Genomic DNA, 14,486 nt, shown 5'->3' on the forward strand with positions numbered 1-14,486 from the left:
GCATGGTTGACTACGATTATATCCATCAGGGCGACGCGATCTACGAAAAGTCCTTCGCGATTATCCGCAGCGAGGCAGACCTGTCGCGCTTTTCGGATGACGAAGCCGATGTCGCCGTTCGGATGATCCATGCCTGTGGCCTCGTCGAAGCGGCCGCTCATTTCCAGTTTTCTCCCGATTTCGTCACCTCGGCCCGTGCGGCGCTTGCTGCCGGCGCGCCGATCTTCTGCGACGCCGAGATGGTGGCGCAGGGCGTCACCCGCGCCCGGCTGCCCGCCAAGAACGATGTCATCTGCACGCTTCGCGATCCGCGCACGCCTGGCCTCGCGAAGGATAGCGGCAACACCCGTTCGGCTGCTGCCATGCATCTCTGGGGTGAACGCCTGGGCGGCTCCGTTGTGGCCATTGGCAACGCGCCGACGGCTCTTTTCCATTTGCTCGAAATGCTGCGCGACGGCGCCCCGAGACCGGCGGCGATTATCGGCATGCCGGTCGGCTTTGTCGGCGCTGCGGAATCGAAGGATGCTTTGGCGGAATATTCCTATGGCGTTCCCTATGGCATCGTCCGTGGTCGGCTTGGCGGCAGCGCCATGACTGCGGCAGCCGTCAACGCCCTGGCGCGAGGCGGCCTATGACCCTTGTTTCGACCGGTCGCCTGATCGGCGTCGGCACCGGTCCCGGCGATCCCGACCTTCTGACCGTCAAGGCCGTAAAGGCTCTTGAGCGGGCAGATGTCGTCGCCTATTTTGCCAAGGCCGGTCGCCATGGCAATGGACGCACGGTTGTCGATAACCTGCTGCGGGCGGACGTCACGATGCTGCCGCTTTACTATCCCGTCACCACCGAGATCGACCGACATCACGAGGATTACAAGCGGCAGATTACCGCATTCTACGATCTGTCGGCCGAGGCGGTCGCCGCACATCTCGACGCCGGACGCACCGTTGCCGTCCTCAGCGAAGGCGATCCGATGTTCTACGGCTCCTACATGCACCTGCATATCAGGCTCGCGCACCTTTACCCGACCGAAGTCATCCCCGGCATCACGGCGATGTCCGGCTGCTGGTCGCTGGCCGGCATGCCCATCGTCCAAGGCGACGATGTGATGTCGGTGCTGCCTGGCACCATGGAGGAGGCAGAGCTGGCTCGCCGTCTGGTGGATACCGAGGCCGCGGTTATCATGAAGGTCGGCCGCAACCTGCCCAAGATCCGCCGTGCGCTTGCCGCCTCCGGTCGGCTTCACCATGCCGTCTATGTCGAGCGCGGTACGATGAGAAATCAGTCGGTGACGCAGATGATCGAGCGCGACGACAGCGAGGCGCCGTATTTTTCGCTGATCCTGGTGCCCGGCTGGGAACGCGGTTCATGACCGGCCGCCTCTATGTAATCGGCACGGGGCCGGGCAACCCGGGGCAGATGACGCCGGAGGCCATGGCAGCCGTCGAGGCCTCGACCGAGTTCTTCGGCTACGGCCCTTATCTTGACCGGCTCTCGCTGCGGCCGGACCAGTTGCGGATCGCCTCCGACAACCGCGAGGAAATCGATCGCGCCAGGGTATCGCTGGAGCGGGCTGCGGCAGGTTCGACAGTCTGTGTCGTCTCCGGCGGCGATCCCGGCGTATTCGCCATGGCCGCCGCCGTCTGCGAGGCGATCGACAATGGGCCGGAACACTGGCGCAATATCGACCTTGTGATCGTTCCAGGCATCACTGCGATGCTGGCGGTGGCGGCGCGTCTTGGAGCGCCCCTCGGGCATGATTTCTGTGCTATGTCGCTGTCCGACAACCTCAAGCCATGGGATCTGATCGAGCGGCGGCTTACGCTTGCAGCGCAGGCCGGTTTCGTCATCGCGCTCTACAATCCGATCAGCAAGGCACGTCCCTGGCAGCTGGGTCGCGCTTTCGAGATTTTGCGCCTGGCCCTGCCGCTGACGATACCCGTGATTTTCGGCCGTGCGGCTGGACGCCCTGACGAAAGGCTGTCCGTTGTCCCGCTGTCGGATGCCGATGCGTCGGTCGCAGACATGGCGACTTGCGTCATCATCGGATCGCCGGAAACGAAGATCGTTAGGCGGCCGGTCCTGCCTGACCTGGTTTACACGCCGCGTTTTGCTTCCACGGAGACAAAATGATCGATCCGGGCGAGCGCAGCCTCGAGCGAAAAGACCGATGCCACGTTGGTGGCCGCGCTGCGGGCAATCATCAGCACGGGAATGCCGAGCAGCCTTGCCGCCTCGATCTTGGCATAGGTGGCGCTTCCACCGCTGTTCTTGGCAATGACGCAATCGATCAGGTGCAGCTTCATGAGGCGCAGTTCGGCGTGAAGGTCAAACGGCCCGCGTTCCAGGATGCTGACGACATCCGGTGCGAGCAGAGGCGGATCGACGGGATCGACGCTGCGCACAAGATAGAAGTGCTGCGGGAAGAGATCAGCCCTATGCGCCTCCTGCCGGCCGACGGCCAGAAATACGCGGCGTGGTATGGGTCCGAGCGCGGAAAGGGCGGCCGTCACATCCGCTACCTCGTGCCAATGGTCGCCGGCAACCCGCTGCCAGGCCTCGCGGCTGAGGGCAAAGATCGGAGTGCCCGTTATCGTCGCGGCGGTAGCGGCGTTTGCGGATATCTGCGTGGCAAAGGGGTGGGTAGCATCGACCACGAGATCGATGGCCTCAGCCTTCAGAAACGCACACAGACCTTCGCTGCCGCCAAACCCGCCGGTGCGAACCGGAGCATTCTGGGGGAGGGGATCCTTCGTCCGTCCGGCCAGCGACAGCAGCACGTCGATGCCATCGCGTTTCGCCAGCGTCTCCGCCAGCAGCCGCGCCTCCGTCGTGCCACCCAGAATAAGGATGCGAGTCCTGCCCATGTCTGAGACGCTTTCTTCGTTGCCAACGCAATGGCTCACCCTTATCGGCCTCGGCGAGGACGGTCCAGCCGGCTTGACCGAGGAAACAAGGCAACGGATCGCCTCTGCACCGATCGTCTACGGTGGGGCCCGCCACCTGGAACTGGTGGCGCCACTGATCGGCGGCGAAACCCACAGCTGGCTCAGCCCGTTCGAGCGCTCGATAGATCACCTGCTTGCCCGGCGTGGAATGCCTACCGTCGTCCTAGCATCGGGCGACCCCTTTTGGTTCGGGATCGGCGCCACCCTCTCGCGCTTCATTCCGCCCGAAGAAATGTACGTCATCCCGGCGCCGTCGGCTTTCAGCCTGGCAGCAGCAAGGCTGGGCTGGCCGATGCAATCGGCGACGCTCCTGTCGCTGCATGGCCGTCCCATCGATCTTCTCCGGCCCCATCTCCATCCCGGCCGAAAGATCATCGCGCTGACCTCTGATGCCACCAGTCCGGAAGCGATAGCCGCACTTCTGACAAGGCTCGGCTTCGGTCGTTCGACGCTGACGCTGATGGAGGCGATGGGCGGAGCACGCGAGCGGGTAACCCTGCACAAGGCAGCAAGCTTTTCACTCGAGGATATCGACGCCTTGAATGTGATGGCAGTCGAGGTCGTCGCCGACCGGGATGCACGGCTATTGCCGCTGGCGCAAGGCCTGGACGACGCCCTGTTCAGCCATGATGGCCAGATCACCAAGCGGGAGATCCGGGCGATGACGTTGTCGGCGCTGGCCCCCCGTCACGGCGATCTGCTCTGGGATATAGGCGCCGGCTCTGGCTCGGTCTCCATCGAATGGTTGCTGGCCGATCCGAGCCTGCGGGCAATCGCCATCGAGGCGGTGCGGGACCGTGCCGCGCGCATCCGCCGGAATGCCGACGATTTCGGCGTGCCTATGCTGCAGCTGGTCGAAGGCACGGCGCCTGAAGCATTGACCGGGTTGGCCCAGCCAGATGCGATCTTCATCGGCGGCGGCGGCAGTGAGCCCGGGGTGATGGAGGCTGCAAAGGCAGCCTTGAAACCGGGAGGCCGGCTCGTTGCCAATGGCGTAACCACCGAGATGGAAGCCGTGCTGCTTGCCGAATATGCCCGCCACGGCGGATCGCTGACAAGGATCGACATCGCCCGTGTCACACCCATCGGCACGATGCACGGATGGCGCACGGCGATGCCGGTGATGCAATGGTGCTGGACCAAGCCTGAAACCACAGAGATCGCCCAATGACAGTCCATTTTATCGGCGCCGGACCTGGCGCCGCCGACCTCATCACCGTGCGCGGCCGCGACCTCATCGCAAAGTGCCCGGTCTGCCTCTATGCCGGCTCGCTGGTGTCGAAGGACCTGCTTGCATACTGCCCGCCGGACGCGCGCATTATCGATACGGCGCCGCTATCGCTCGATGAAATCGAGACGGAATTCCGGCGCGCCAATGAGGCAGGCGAGGATGTTGCGCGCCTGCATTCCGGCGATCTGTCGGTCTGGAGCGCGGTCGCCGAGCAGATCCGCCGGCTGAACGCATGCGGTATCGGCTACACGATGACCCCCGGCGTTCCGGCATTTGCTGCGGCTGCCTCGGCGCTCGGTCGCGAGCTTACCATACCGGCCGTGGCGCAGAGCCTCGTGCTGACCCGCGTCTCCGGCCGTGCCTCGCCGATGCCATCGGGCGAGACATTGCAGGCTTTTGCCGTGACGGGGTCGACGCTTGCCATTCATCTGGCCATCCATGCCTTGCCTCAGGTGGTCGAGGAACTGATGCAGCACTACGGCGCCGATTGCCCCGTCGCGATCGTCGTCAAGGCGTCCTGGCCCGACGAGCGCATCCTGCGCGGCCGGCTGGATAATATCGAAGCAAAAGTTGCGGCCGAGCCAATAGAGCGCACCGCGCTGATTTTTGTCGGGCGGTCGCTTGCATCCGACGACTTTCGCGAAAGCGCGCTCTACGACCCTGCCTACCAGAGACGGTTTCGCGACCGGGAATAGCGCAGTCCCCTGTGTCTCGACTGGCGCAAATAACTATGATCCAGAACGGATCTCGCTTAAACTCCAGCCTTGAAATCGGTTCTGTAGCGGCCGATTTCCCGCCACTGCTATTTCCAATGTTTGCCGCGAGTAATCATGAACGTCACCAAGAGCGGCTATATCTTCACGATCGTCGCTATCACGCTTTTTTCCATCCAGGACGGCATATCGAAGCATCTGGCCGGCGCCTATCCTCCTTTTCTGGTGGCAATGATCCGCTACTGGACATTCGCCCTGTTTGCCATCGCCCTTGCCGCCCGTTCACGCGGCGGTCTCGCGGTGACGGTGCGCACCAGGCGCCCGTGGCTGCAGATCCTCCGCGGCCTGCTTCTTGCGGCGCAGATCGTCATCGTCATACAGTCCTTTGCGATGGTGGGGCTCGCCCGTTCCCAGGCGATTTTCTCTTCCGGCCCGTTGATCGTTGCGCTGCTATCGGTGCCGATCCTCGGAGAAAAAGTTGGCTGGAGGCGCTGGACGGCGATTTTCGTCGGTTTTCTCGGTGTGTTGCTGATCCTCAAGCCGGAAAGCGGATTTTTCGACGTCCGGTTTCTGGTTCCGTTGTCCTCCGCCCTGCTGTTCTCGTTCTACGTCATCGTCACCCGCCTGGTCAGCCGGCAGGACGCGTCGATGACCAGTTTCTTCTACACCGGCGTGGTTGGCGCCATCGCCATGAGTTGTATCGGGCCGTTCTTCTGGATGCCGCTGACGCCCCATGACTGGATCTGGATGGGGCTGCTCTGCCTGACGGGCATGTCGAGCCATTACTGCCTGATCCGCGCATATGACCTGCTGGATGCCGTCGTCATCCAGCCGCTGACCTATCTGCAGCTGGTCTACGCCGCCATCATCGGGGTCGTCGTGTTCGGGGAGGTCTTGACGGCAAACATGGTGGTTGGCGCAGCAATCGTGGTCGCAGCCGGGATGTTTACCGTGTGGCGGGAAAATGTCCTCGCCAAACGAAGGGCCGGGCACTGAGGCCCGGCCGCGCAAGGATCAATTGTCGTGGTAGTATGACGTGTAGCGCGAGTAGTAATATTCACTCGAGCCGTGGGCACGATACAGCTTCATCTTCTCCGTATCGACCTTGTTGAGGATGACGCCTGCGCACTTGCTGGCGATTGCCGGTTCCGAGGTAAACATGCTGCGGACAACCTTGCGCGATGTCTTGCCCCACTCGACGACGAACAGGAAGGCGTCGATGTTGGGGCTGATTGCCCGCGCATCGACGACGGGTCCGAGCGGTGGAAGGTCGATAACGATATAGTCGAAGTTCGCCCTCGCCATGTCGAGCAGCGCATTCATCGCCGGTGACGACAGCAGTTCGGACGAGTGTGGCACGCGCCGCTTGACGATGGCGGGCAGGAAGGCGAGCTTGGTCTTCTGGTCGATAAGCAGCAGATCCTGGATGGGTCTGCGTTCCAAAAGTGCTTCCAGCAGGCCGGCCTCGGCATGCCGGCCGATGCTCCGGGTGGCACCAGGATTGCGCAAGTCGGCGTCGATCAGCAGTGTTCGCGCACCTTGCATCGCAAGCAACTGCGCAAAGTTCATCGAGATCGTCGATTTCCCTTCGCCCGGAAGGCTGGACACGATGCCGACGACTTTGGCCATTCGCTCGCCGCTTTCGACATCGATTGCGATCTTGGCGCTGCGCATCGTCTCCGCGAAGGCTGAAAGCGGATGCTCGGCAACATAGTTCGAAACGCCGTTCACCTGCCTGATACTGCGCGGATGATCCTGCACGATCTCGGCGGCAGTCACCGGTTTGACGATCGGCGCGATGCCGAGATACTCCTGATGCAGGCTGTCGCGCACCTGGTCGCCGGTGCGGAAGAAGCGGTCACGGAATTCCCTGAACACCCCGATGCCGCCACCGACGATGCCGCCAAGGATGATCGACAGTGCAAGCACGATGATCTTCTTAGGCTTGCTCGCGCCGATAGGGAAAGTCGCCTTGGTGATCACGCGGGCTTCGGTGATCGGAAACGACTCCTGCTGCGAAGCCTGCTGGTAGCGGGTGAGGAAGCTCTGGTAGAGATCGCGGTAGGTATCGCGCGTCCGCTCCAGTTCGCGCAATTGCACCTGCGCATCGCTGGCCGTCGCCGAAACCGTCGTCGCCGAGGCAACGCTGTCGGCCAACGACTTCTCGCGCGCCTTGGCGACATCGAGGTCGTTGCGATAGCTCTGGGCAATACGACCGAGCTCCTCGAACATCAGGCGCTGGTATTCCTGCATTTCACCACGCAGACGCACCGCCTGCTCGTGATCAGGCCCAAGCCGGCGGGCAATGTCCGCCTGCATCTTCGAGGCGTCGAGGTACTTCTTGCGCAAGTCGTTGATCGTCGTGCTTCCCAGCACATCGGAGACGACAGCATCCATGTTCTTGGACTGGATGATGGATTCGACGCGGTCATATTTTGCCTGCGCGGCTGCCGTGTCGCCTTGCGCAGTCGTCAGCGCAGTATTCAGCTGTGACAGCTGCTGGTCGCTGACAAGCTGGCCACTGGTCTCCACCAGTCCGTTGTCGGCCCGGAATTTCTGGACGGCCAGGTCGGATGCGAGCGACTTCTTGCGCAGTTCCTCGATGCGGTCCTGAAGCCAGTCGCTGGCACGCCGGGTCGCGTCGTATTTCGAATTCAGCTTGTCGACGAGGTAGGCGTCGGCGATGCCGTCCGCGATCTGCTGGGCGAGCTTGGGCGAGGGCGATGTGTAGCTGATCGAGAGCACGAAGGAGCGGTTGACGCGCTCGACAAGCATGTTCCGCTCGATCTGGGCTGCAGCATTCTCCAGTTTGACTTCGGCTTCATCGACAGGAACTGGGGGTGTTCCAAGCCCAAGCCAGGATTTGATCTTGATCGACCCGATGAGCTTGCTGATCCAGGAGGGGCCCTTGCCGACGAAATCGGGATTGTTCAAGAGGTCGAGCTTCTGGATAACGGCAACCGCAATCGTGTCCGATCGAAGCACTTCGACCTGGGTGAGGATGTTGCCTTCTTCGTCCACGGACCCCGGTGGCACGGTCGTGTCCGTCATCTGGTTGACGATGGTGGACGTGCCATGGTCGATCAGTACGCTGGTGTTTGCCGTATACTGCGGCGTGGCCAGCAGCAGGTAGACGATACCCAGCACGATAAAGGCGCCGATGGCAGCGGCAACGACCTTCCATTGCCGCCGGGCGGCAGCAAGGATGCGGTCGAGATCGATGATCTCGGAAATCTCGTCGTGGTCGAAGCCGGCCCAGCTGTCGGTGTTGGACTTTTTGGGTGATAGCAAAGAGCGATCTCCTACTCTCGGTGGCTGAGCGTTTCATCCTCCGGCCACGCCGGAGGAGCACATAAAAGAGGCAAAAGCCCTGGGTCTGGCCGGTCTTGCCGAGCCGCGTTTCAGGCGGCCCGGCAAATTTGTCGGTCTATAGTTCGCGTATCGATTTGCGCGTCGTAACGGCATCGCTCGTCGTCCCCGCCGCCGTCGATGTGACGGAGTTGGCGATGTCGAGGAACTTCAACAGTTCGACGGAGTCGGAGTTGGAGATGTAGATGACATCCTTGTCCTCCATCGCGAACTTCTGAGCAGCAAAGAAGCCGGCTGGATCACGCAAGTTGGCACGGAAAACGACAGGCACCAGTTCGTCGCGGAAGTGCGTGGTGTCGACTCCCATTTGACGCAGCAACGTCTTGTCGACCAGGCGGTACAGCAGCACCTGCGCCGGATTTGCCTGCGTATCGAGCGCGCCTCCGGCCTTGCCCAGACCATCCGCCAGGGTCAGGTTTTCATCGTCGAAGGTGTAGCGTCCGTTGGCGCCGGTCGCACCGAAGGCGACGTAGCTACGCGGATGGTGATCGGCAATGACGGTGTCCATTGGCGACACGAAGATGTTTTCGGACGGGTTCTTCAGCAGTGTCTCGTAAGGAACGGTGACGATCTTGCCCCGGCGCTGCAGGGTGATGTTTGTTTCCATCGCCGCAGTCGACAGGCCACCGGCCTGAGAAATGGCATCAAGCACGCGTTCACCGGCCGGGCTGAGTTCTACCTTTGCCGGTGCGTTTACGTCGCCGAGAACGGAGACCTGGCTTGAGTTGCTGGTAACCGTCGTGATCACCACCTGAGGCTCGATTGCCCGGCTGGAGAGCTTCTTGACGATATCCGCCTCGACCTGCTCCTTGCGCTTGCCGGCAGCGACGATGCGTCCGGCATAGGGAACGCTGATCGTTCCGCCACGGTCGATCGTCTGACTTGGAATGGTCACGAAATTGCCGGCGCGGCTGCCGGCATCTGCGGGAATGAACAGGCCCCCTGCCTGGGATTCAAAGATCGTCACCTGCACCACGTCGCCATAGCCAAGCGGGATGTCAGGAGCAGAGGAACGCGAAGTGCCGAAGGTTGCCTTCAGCGATGAACTTGCTTTCCCGTCGAAGTATTTCAATGTGTTCTGGTTGAGGTCGACCAGTGCGTAGTCGATGCCGACCTTGCGGTCTTTCGACGAAACCTTGACGAGTGCCTGGGTGTCGATCAGGCCGGCATCTGGTCCTGAGCGAGGGAGCGACGTGCAGCTGGATAGCATGACCATCAGCGCAACAACGGAGCCTCGACGTATACGGATAGTGGTCTTCATGCCCAATCCCATCTTCATCCCCCCGTAAGCAGCCCCCTGGGCAGATCGATAGCAGGCTTTATTTATAAATTCGATGAGCAACCGGCCGCGCCACTTCAGCTTTTTGCCAGTGGCACCATGGAAGACGATCGGCGGAGTGGGATTTGGCGTGGAGAATGACAATCCTGCTTGCGACTGGATCGTGGAAGACGTCCAGTCCTTCATCGCAGGTACGCTGTCGGTTACAAACAAAGCATTCATAGATCGCGGTACTCTTTATTCGCCTGCATCAGGCTCGGGATAACGAAAACACATGGCAGCTCGATGTCAGTTGGCATCAGACGAACCTCCTCAGGATAGTCTTGCGGAACGGGATCTCGATAAATCGGCAGGTGAGCCAGCCCAGGATCACGGCAGCGACGATCGCCGCCAGGAAGCATAGCCAGCTTGCAACGGGCATTGTCGGATCGATGCCCAGGACTAGCGGTGCCAGTTTCATCCACAAGCTGATCCCCACGATGCTGACCAGGGCGTGCGTCATATACAAGCTGTAGGAAATCTTGCCCAGAAACAGGGCAGGTCGGTTTGTGAACACAAGCGCGGACCCCGGAGATTGCAGGACGGCGAGGACGAGAACCGGCGCCAGCAGCACTGAAAACGAGGCGATGGACGGAACGCTCAAGATAACGAGAAGCGCGGCGATGACTGCCCAGACGGTCCATCGGGCGGACAAAAAGTGACTATAGGAGAGATTGAGGCGAAACAGCGCCATCCCGGCAACAAATAGCGGCAGCACGCGCAGCAGGACCACGGGCGAGTTGGTCGGATACTGATCGGTGTGCATGTCGATGTTGTAGAGCGCGAACGCGCCGAGGCAGCAGAGCGTCAAGATCACCACGGAAAAACGCGCGCTCCACCGGCTGGCAAGAACCGCCACGAACGGAAAGATCACATAGGCATGCCATTCGGCACTGATCGACCAGGACGGAAAATTCCATGTCCGATGATCGATCCAGGGACCATGCAGCATGAAAAATGCCGCGAGCGCGGAATTCCATGAGTAGCGCCCATCGATCGAGGTGAAATCCGGTTTGGCGTGAATGAACGGCAGCAGCGCCAGTACCAGGATGCCCATGGCAAACAGGTGCACGGGATAGAGGCGCGCGATGCGGGCCGCAAAGAAGTCGCGAAAGTCCGCCCAGCGCACTTTATCTGAGAATGCCGTTCCATAGACGTACATCATCACAAAGCCGCTCATGATGAAGAACACGTCTACCGAAAACCAGGCCTGCGACAGGATCGGCAGATAAGCCGTCAGGGTGCTCGCGACCTGCGCGAACGGATCCTGCAGGTGATACACCACGACGAAAAGTGCGAGGATGCCGCGAAGGCCATCCAGTTGCTCCAGTCGTGCACGGCGCTGCTTCGGCGCGTTTCCACCGCGAACGTCGGTCGCTGGCGCCGCGTCTGCATTGGCTACGGCTATCGCTGCTGCTTGCGAGGTCATGCAGAAAATCCTCCTGTCAGAGGATTAGTAAAGCAAGCGGCGTGCCGTGTGCGGATACGGGAGACTTTATCGCTCAAGCGGCGTTCTCCTCGGCTGTCGCGGCGAACTCGGGCGTCGCCTTGTCCTCGACCAGGAAGGCTGCCAGCCACATCGCTCCCGCAAGGCAGGCGTGACTTGCAAGGAACGCCATCACCAGGCCGGGAACGCCGGCAATGTTCACCCCGAGTGCCATTAACAGTCCGAAACCGAAAGTGGCGCAGAGCGAGATGAAGGCGCGAATGCCCTGCTTTCCCGCACCGGTGAGCGCGTCGGCCGGCGGATATTGCAAGGCGATCAGCGGCAGGGCCAGCCCGAGCATCGCAGAGATATTCGCCATGCTGGCAAAGTCCTTGCCGAGCGCAAAGGGCGCAAGGTAGCCGGCGGCAGCGACTGCGATGCTGGAGGCAATGCCCACTCCGAAGAGCATGGGCGTAATCTTCAGCGCATAGCTGCGGCTCGCAGCAAGTCCGCTTTTGCCGTGAACGAAGAAATTGGGATAGGTGATGCGGGTGACCACCTGGAGGGGGAACAGCCCGAGCGCCAGCACGCGCGAGGCGGCGCCGTAGATCCCGACGCTGGCCGCATCGGCGAAACGGCCGAGAATGATGCGGTCGAAGTTTCCCTGCGATGCACGGGCCGCCTGGTTGACGCAGAATGCGCCGCCGGCCTTCCACTCCTGTCGCTTCAGCATGAAATCCGGGCGCCCGTAGAGCTTCACCACGAGCGCGATGTAGACAAGCGAAGTCACTGCGCATTGTGCAAACGCGACTTCTATCCAGCCGCCTAGATCGGTCAGCCCCAGAAGGCCGAAATAAACGAGTGCAAGCAGCATCCGCACGGAGGCTGTGGTCAGCCGTATCCAGCCCGCCCTTACGGTATGGCGATGCGCAACCATGATCAGCTCGACGGACGCGGCAATTCTGTTGAGCGCCACTTCGCCGACAATGATTGCCAGCACATGCCAAATCTCGATCTGCGTCTGCATGAAGCTGACAGCAACGACCACACCGGCGGCAACGACGACTGGGAACGTGGCTGCAGCAAGAAGCAGGAGGTTGCCGAAATAGGACGAGAATTTCTGAGGTTCGCGCGACACCGCCCGAACCAGCAGGTCGGCGCCGCCGAAGCCGACGAGTTCGACGCTGACGACCGTGACGGCAAGGATCGCCGTGTAGGAGCCGAAAGCCTCGACGCCCAGACCGCGTGCCGTCACCGCAAAGGCCACTAGCTGCACGGCAAGTGCCGACACCGTCGGCATCAGGGCGCCAACGAAGGTCATCAGTTTGAAGCGGCTCTCGAGATGACGGACAAACGTCATCAGTCGTTTCAGCATGCCTTCCCGGCTCCTTGCTTGGTCCTAAAACAGGCGGGCGTGTCAGCCCGTCCTCGCTGCATCAGCGGCAAACCCTGCCGCTGTCTTCCGGTTTCTGGGTGTCAGACGACTTGGCTTCGTCGGGCTTCGGCCTAGCATATTCTACAAAGACATCACCGAAATGTGCATTGTAGCGACCGCGAACCTTGTCGTATTCCAGCATCCAGCCCAGCATTCGAGATTCAGGCTCGCGCTGCAGGAGAGGATAGAGAACCAGCCGCGCTGTCAGCCCGAGTGTCTTCGCCAGGCTTTTGCGCCCGCCGCCACCGAGGCTCTCCCAGCGGACGGCATGGTTGCCGACGCGAAAACGTCGCTGCCGCATCCAGGCGATGGAAGCGCGAGATTGCGGCACTTCCTCATAGACGAAGGCTTCTTCCGACCATGCCATCTTCATGCCGGCAAAGAACAGGCCACGGAAGAACACCGTGTCGCCGCCGCCCGAAAGTCCGAATTCCTCATCGAAAAGCGGCCTCGGGATGGCCGCTACAGCTTGCAGGTCGATCAGGAAGTTGCAGGTGCAGAACACGAACGGCTTGCCGTTCAGGAACTGCTTATCCACTGACCAGTAGCGGGAATATTTGCGCAGATGGGCTGCGTTGTCCGGGAATACCGGGCGCACCGGACCGCCGACCACGGCAGCGCCCTCGGACGCTTGTGCCTTCAGCATTTCGCTGAGCCACTCCGGCGACGGCCATTCGTCGTCGTCGATCATCGCGACGAACCGCAGGTTCAGCTTTTCGGCTTCGTCGAAAACGGCATTGCGAGCTGCCGAAATGCCTGGATGTGTCTCGATCCTGTAGTGGACCTTCAGTCCCGATTGCGCGGAAAATGCGGCAACGCTCGCAGCAACAGCGGGATCCTGCCCGTCATTGTCGGCGATGATGATCTGCGGCGGCGACGACAGTGCCTTGGCGCTGATGGCAATGTGATCGAGAAGCCTCATCAGCGATGGCAGGCGCTTATAGGTGCACAGGCCAACCGCCAGACCCTCGCGGGGCCCCTTCGTACTCACATGTGTGTCAGGTGTCGTCACGGTCTCTCCTTGACGTTAAGTGTATCGCGCGGTGCTTCCGCCGAGCAGGCCGACGGCCCGTCCCGCATAATGCGCCGTTGAAAGCATTCCCTGTGCGACCGCGTTCCGGTCACGGCGAAATCCGGCGCCGATCGTTCGCAGCAACGAAGAAGCAAAGCCCTTGAACGCTGTGGTGTATGTCTTGCGCGGCCCGTCGTAGAACCGATCGATCTGCGACATGTAGATCCCGGTCGTATAATATCGCGAGAGCACGCTGCCATGCGACAGCCTGTTTTCAGGTGTCGGCTCGAAGACGACCGCCTCGTCGCACCAGGCGATCCGGCCGCCGCTCTGCCTTACCCTGCGGAACAAATCGTAGTCCTCGCCCCCGGACGCACTGTATTCGTTGCGAAACAGAGGTGCCGGTGCAAGCGTCAGTAATTTTCGCGAGATCAGCAGGTTTTGTGTTGTGTTCAGTGAATCCACCAGGCCGGTCTTCCAGCGCCGACGCCGGGCAAAAATGCTGTTGCGGGCGAGAATGTTTGCGCCCTCGGGCAGCACTCCCTCGACCGGCCCGCCGGTGAGATGGGCATCAAAGGTTTCGCCGCACGCGACGATACGAGCCAGCCAGCCTTCGGACACGTAGCCGTCATCGTCGAGCATCGCCAGCCAGCGCCAATCCGGCACAAGATCGGTCACCGCGCTCACCAGCCCGTTGCGCACCGGAGCCAGCCCACGCTCCGGAATTGGGACATAAAAACAACGCGGAAAATCCGCCGCAAAGGCAGTGACAACTGCCTTCGTATCGTCGGAACATCCGTTGTCCGCTACAACCAGCCATACGCTCTGGCTAATTTCGTTAACCAAACTCGACAGAAGTTTTTGCAGCAGTTCCGGCCGCTTAAAAGTGGGAATGCCGATCACAATATCAGCCATCTAGTGCAATCTCGTTTGTCAAGGTTGTCGTCCTAGCCTGGGTCCAGTCTATAGTGCAATGCAGCATTAGGCTATGGCAAATCGGTAAATTTTCCTCTACAGTCCGCTTCTAAGTGCGGGTC

At 61.2% G+C, this 14,486-nt stretch carries 13 protein-coding genes; 6 read left to right on the forward strand and 7 right to left on the reverse strand.

Features of this window, described 5'->3' with window-relative positions; all coding sequences use genetic code 11:
* The first annotated feature begins 2 nt into the window (after window positions 1–2).
* From J5274_RS05300 to J5274_RS05310, 3 genes are read left to right on the forward strand one after another with little or no spacing between them, the layout of a single operon-like run.
* On the forward strand, window positions 3–635 hold the full coding sequence (locus J5274_RS05300; protein ID WP_142823756.1) for a precorrin-8X methylmutase: 633 nt from the start codon (window positions 3–5) through the stop codon (window positions 633–635).
* Window positions 632–1,369: a precorrin-2 C(20)-methyltransferase gene (locus J5274_RS05305; protein ID WP_219274795.1), complete on the forward strand. Its 738-nt coding sequence runs from the start codon at window positions 632–634 to the stop codon at window positions 1,367–1,369. Before J5274_RS05300 ends, J5274_RS05305 begins: the two co-directional genes overlap by 4 nt.
* Complete coding sequence (locus J5274_RS05310) at window positions 1,366–2,130, forward strand: precorrin-3B C(17)-methyltransferase (RefSeq protein ID WP_142823758.1); 765 nt, start codon at window positions 1,366–1,368, stop codon at window positions 2,128–2,130. The genes J5274_RS05305 and J5274_RS05310 overlap by 4 nt, the downstream gene beginning before the upstream one ends.
* Here J5274_RS05310 and J5274_RS05315 read toward each other — a convergent pair.
* Window positions 2,094–2,864, reverse strand: a complete 771-nt coding sequence (locus J5274_RS05315; RefSeq protein WP_142823759.1) for a cobalt-precorrin-6A reductase — start codon at window positions 2,862–2,864, stop codon at window positions 2,094–2,096. The two genes, J5274_RS05310 and J5274_RS05315, sit on opposite strands and share 37 nt — an antisense overlap.
* On the opposite strand from J5274_RS05315, the gene cbiE reads away from it, so the two are divergent.
* The 3 genes from cbiE to J5274_RS05330 all read left to right on the forward strand — a co-directional run bounded on the left by cbiE (window position 2,863) and on the right by J5274_RS05330 (window position 5,885).
* Window positions 2,863–4,116, forward strand: a complete 1,254-nt coding sequence (gene cbiE, locus J5274_RS05320; protein WP_161990924.1) for a precorrin-6y C5,15-methyltransferase (decarboxylating) subunit CbiE — start codon at window positions 2,863–2,865, stop codon at window positions 4,114–4,116. The two genes, J5274_RS05315 and cbiE, sit on opposite strands and share 2 nt — an antisense overlap.
* Window positions 4,113–4,871, forward strand: coding sequence for a precorrin-4 C(11)-methyltransferase (gene cobM / locus J5274_RS05325; RefSeq protein WP_142823761.1), 759 nt, complete (start codon window positions 4,113–4,115; stop codon window positions 4,869–4,871). The genes cbiE and cobM overlap by 4 nt, the downstream gene beginning before the upstream one ends.
* A 135-nt stretch (window positions 4,872–5,006) precedes the next feature.
* Complete coding sequence (locus J5274_RS05330; RefSeq protein ID WP_142823762.1) at window positions 5,007–5,885, forward strand: DMT family transporter; 879 nt, start codon at window positions 5,007–5,009, stop codon at window positions 5,883–5,885.
* Between the two features lie 18 nt (window positions 5,886–5,903).
* Here J5274_RS05330 and J5274_RS05335 read toward each other — a convergent pair whose 3' ends face one another.
* The 6 genes from J5274_RS05335 to J5274_RS05360 form a co-directional block, all read right to left on the reverse strand.
* Entirely contained in the window at window positions 5,904–8,180 is a 2,277-nt protein-coding gene (locus J5274_RS05335) for a polysaccharide biosynthesis tyrosine autokinase (RefSeq protein ID WP_142823763.1), read from the reverse strand.
* Between the two features lie 136 nt (window positions 8,181–8,316).
* A complete protein-coding gene (locus J5274_RS05340; RefSeq protein ID WP_219274796.1) occupies window positions 8,317–9,519 on the reverse strand; it encodes a polysaccharide biosynthesis/export family protein in 1,203 nt (400 codons plus the stop codon).
* Between the two features lie 316 nt (window positions 9,520–9,835).
* The gene (locus tag J5274_RS05345) at window positions 9,836–11,005 is read right to left on the reverse strand and encodes an acyltransferase (protein WP_142823765.1); all 1,170 of its coding nucleotides are present in this window, start codon (window positions 11,003–11,005) and stop codon (window positions 9,836–9,838) included.
* A gap of 73 nt (window positions 11,006–11,078) precedes the next feature.
* Window positions 11,079–12,377, reverse strand: a complete 1,299-nt coding sequence (locus J5274_RS05350) for a lipopolysaccharide biosynthesis protein (RefSeq protein ID WP_142823766.1) — start codon at window positions 12,375–12,377, stop codon at window positions 11,079–11,081.
* 61 nt (window positions 12,378–12,438) lie between these two features.
* A complete protein-coding gene (locus tag J5274_RS05355; protein ID WP_142823767.1) occupies window positions 12,439–13,449 on the reverse strand; it encodes a glycosyltransferase family 2 protein in 1,011 nt (336 codons plus the stop codon).
* Window positions 13,450–13,464: 15 nt separating this feature from the next.
* Window positions 13,465–14,364 (reverse strand): glycosyltransferase family 2 protein, encoded by a 900-nt coding sequence (locus J5274_RS05360; RefSeq protein ID WP_219274797.1) that lies wholly within the window; start codon window positions 14,362–14,364, stop codon window positions 13,465–13,467.
* Between the last annotated feature and the right edge of the window lie 122 nt (window positions 14,365–14,486).

Source organism: Rhizobium sp. L51/94 (genome assembly GCF_019355555.1).
GTDB classification, from domain to species: Bacteria; Pseudomonadota; Alphaproteobacteria; order Rhizobiales; family Rhizobiaceae; genus Rhizobium; species Rhizobium rhododendri.

Coding starts and splice junctions, on each gene's coding strand:
- J5274_RS05300 (WP_142823756.1), top strand. CDS start 3: ATGGTTGACTACGATTATATCCATCAGGGCGACGCGATCTACGAAAAG.
- J5274_RS05305 (WP_219274795.1), top strand. CDS start 632: ATGACCCTTGTTTCGACCGGTCGCCTGATCGGCGTCGGCACCGGTCCC.
- J5274_RS05310 (WP_142823758.1), top strand. CDS start 1,366: ATGACCGGCCGCCTCTATGTAATCGGCACGGGGCCGGGCAACCCGGGG.
- cbiE (WP_161990924.1), top strand. CDS start 2,863: ATGTCTGAGACGCTTTCTTCGTTGCCAACGCAATGGCTCACCCTTATC.
- J5274_RS05315 (WP_142823759.1), bottom strand. CDS start 2,864: ATGGGCAGGACTCGCATCCTTATTCTGGGTGGCACGACGGAGGCGCGG.
- cobM (WP_142823761.1), top strand. CDS start 4,113: ATGACAGTCCATTTTATCGGCGCCGGACCTGGCGCCGCCGACCTCATC.
- J5274_RS05330 (WP_142823762.1), top strand. CDS start 5,007: ATGAACGTCACCAAGAGCGGCTATATCTTCACGATCGTCGCTATCACG.
- J5274_RS05340 (WP_219274796.1), bottom strand. CDS start 9,519: ATGAAGACCACTATCCGTATACGTCGAGGCTCCGTTGTTGCGCTGATG.
- J5274_RS05345 (WP_142823765.1), bottom strand. CDS start 11,005: ATGACCTCGCAAGCAGCAGCGATAGCCGTAGCCAATGCAGACGCGGCG.
- J5274_RS05350 (WP_142823766.1), bottom strand. CDS start 12,377: ATGCTGAAACGACTGATGACGTTTGTCCGTCATCTCGAGAGCCGCTTC.
- J5274_RS05360 (WP_219274797.1), bottom strand. CDS start 14,364: ATGGCTGATATTGTGATCGGCATTCCCACTTTTAAGCGGCCGGAACTG.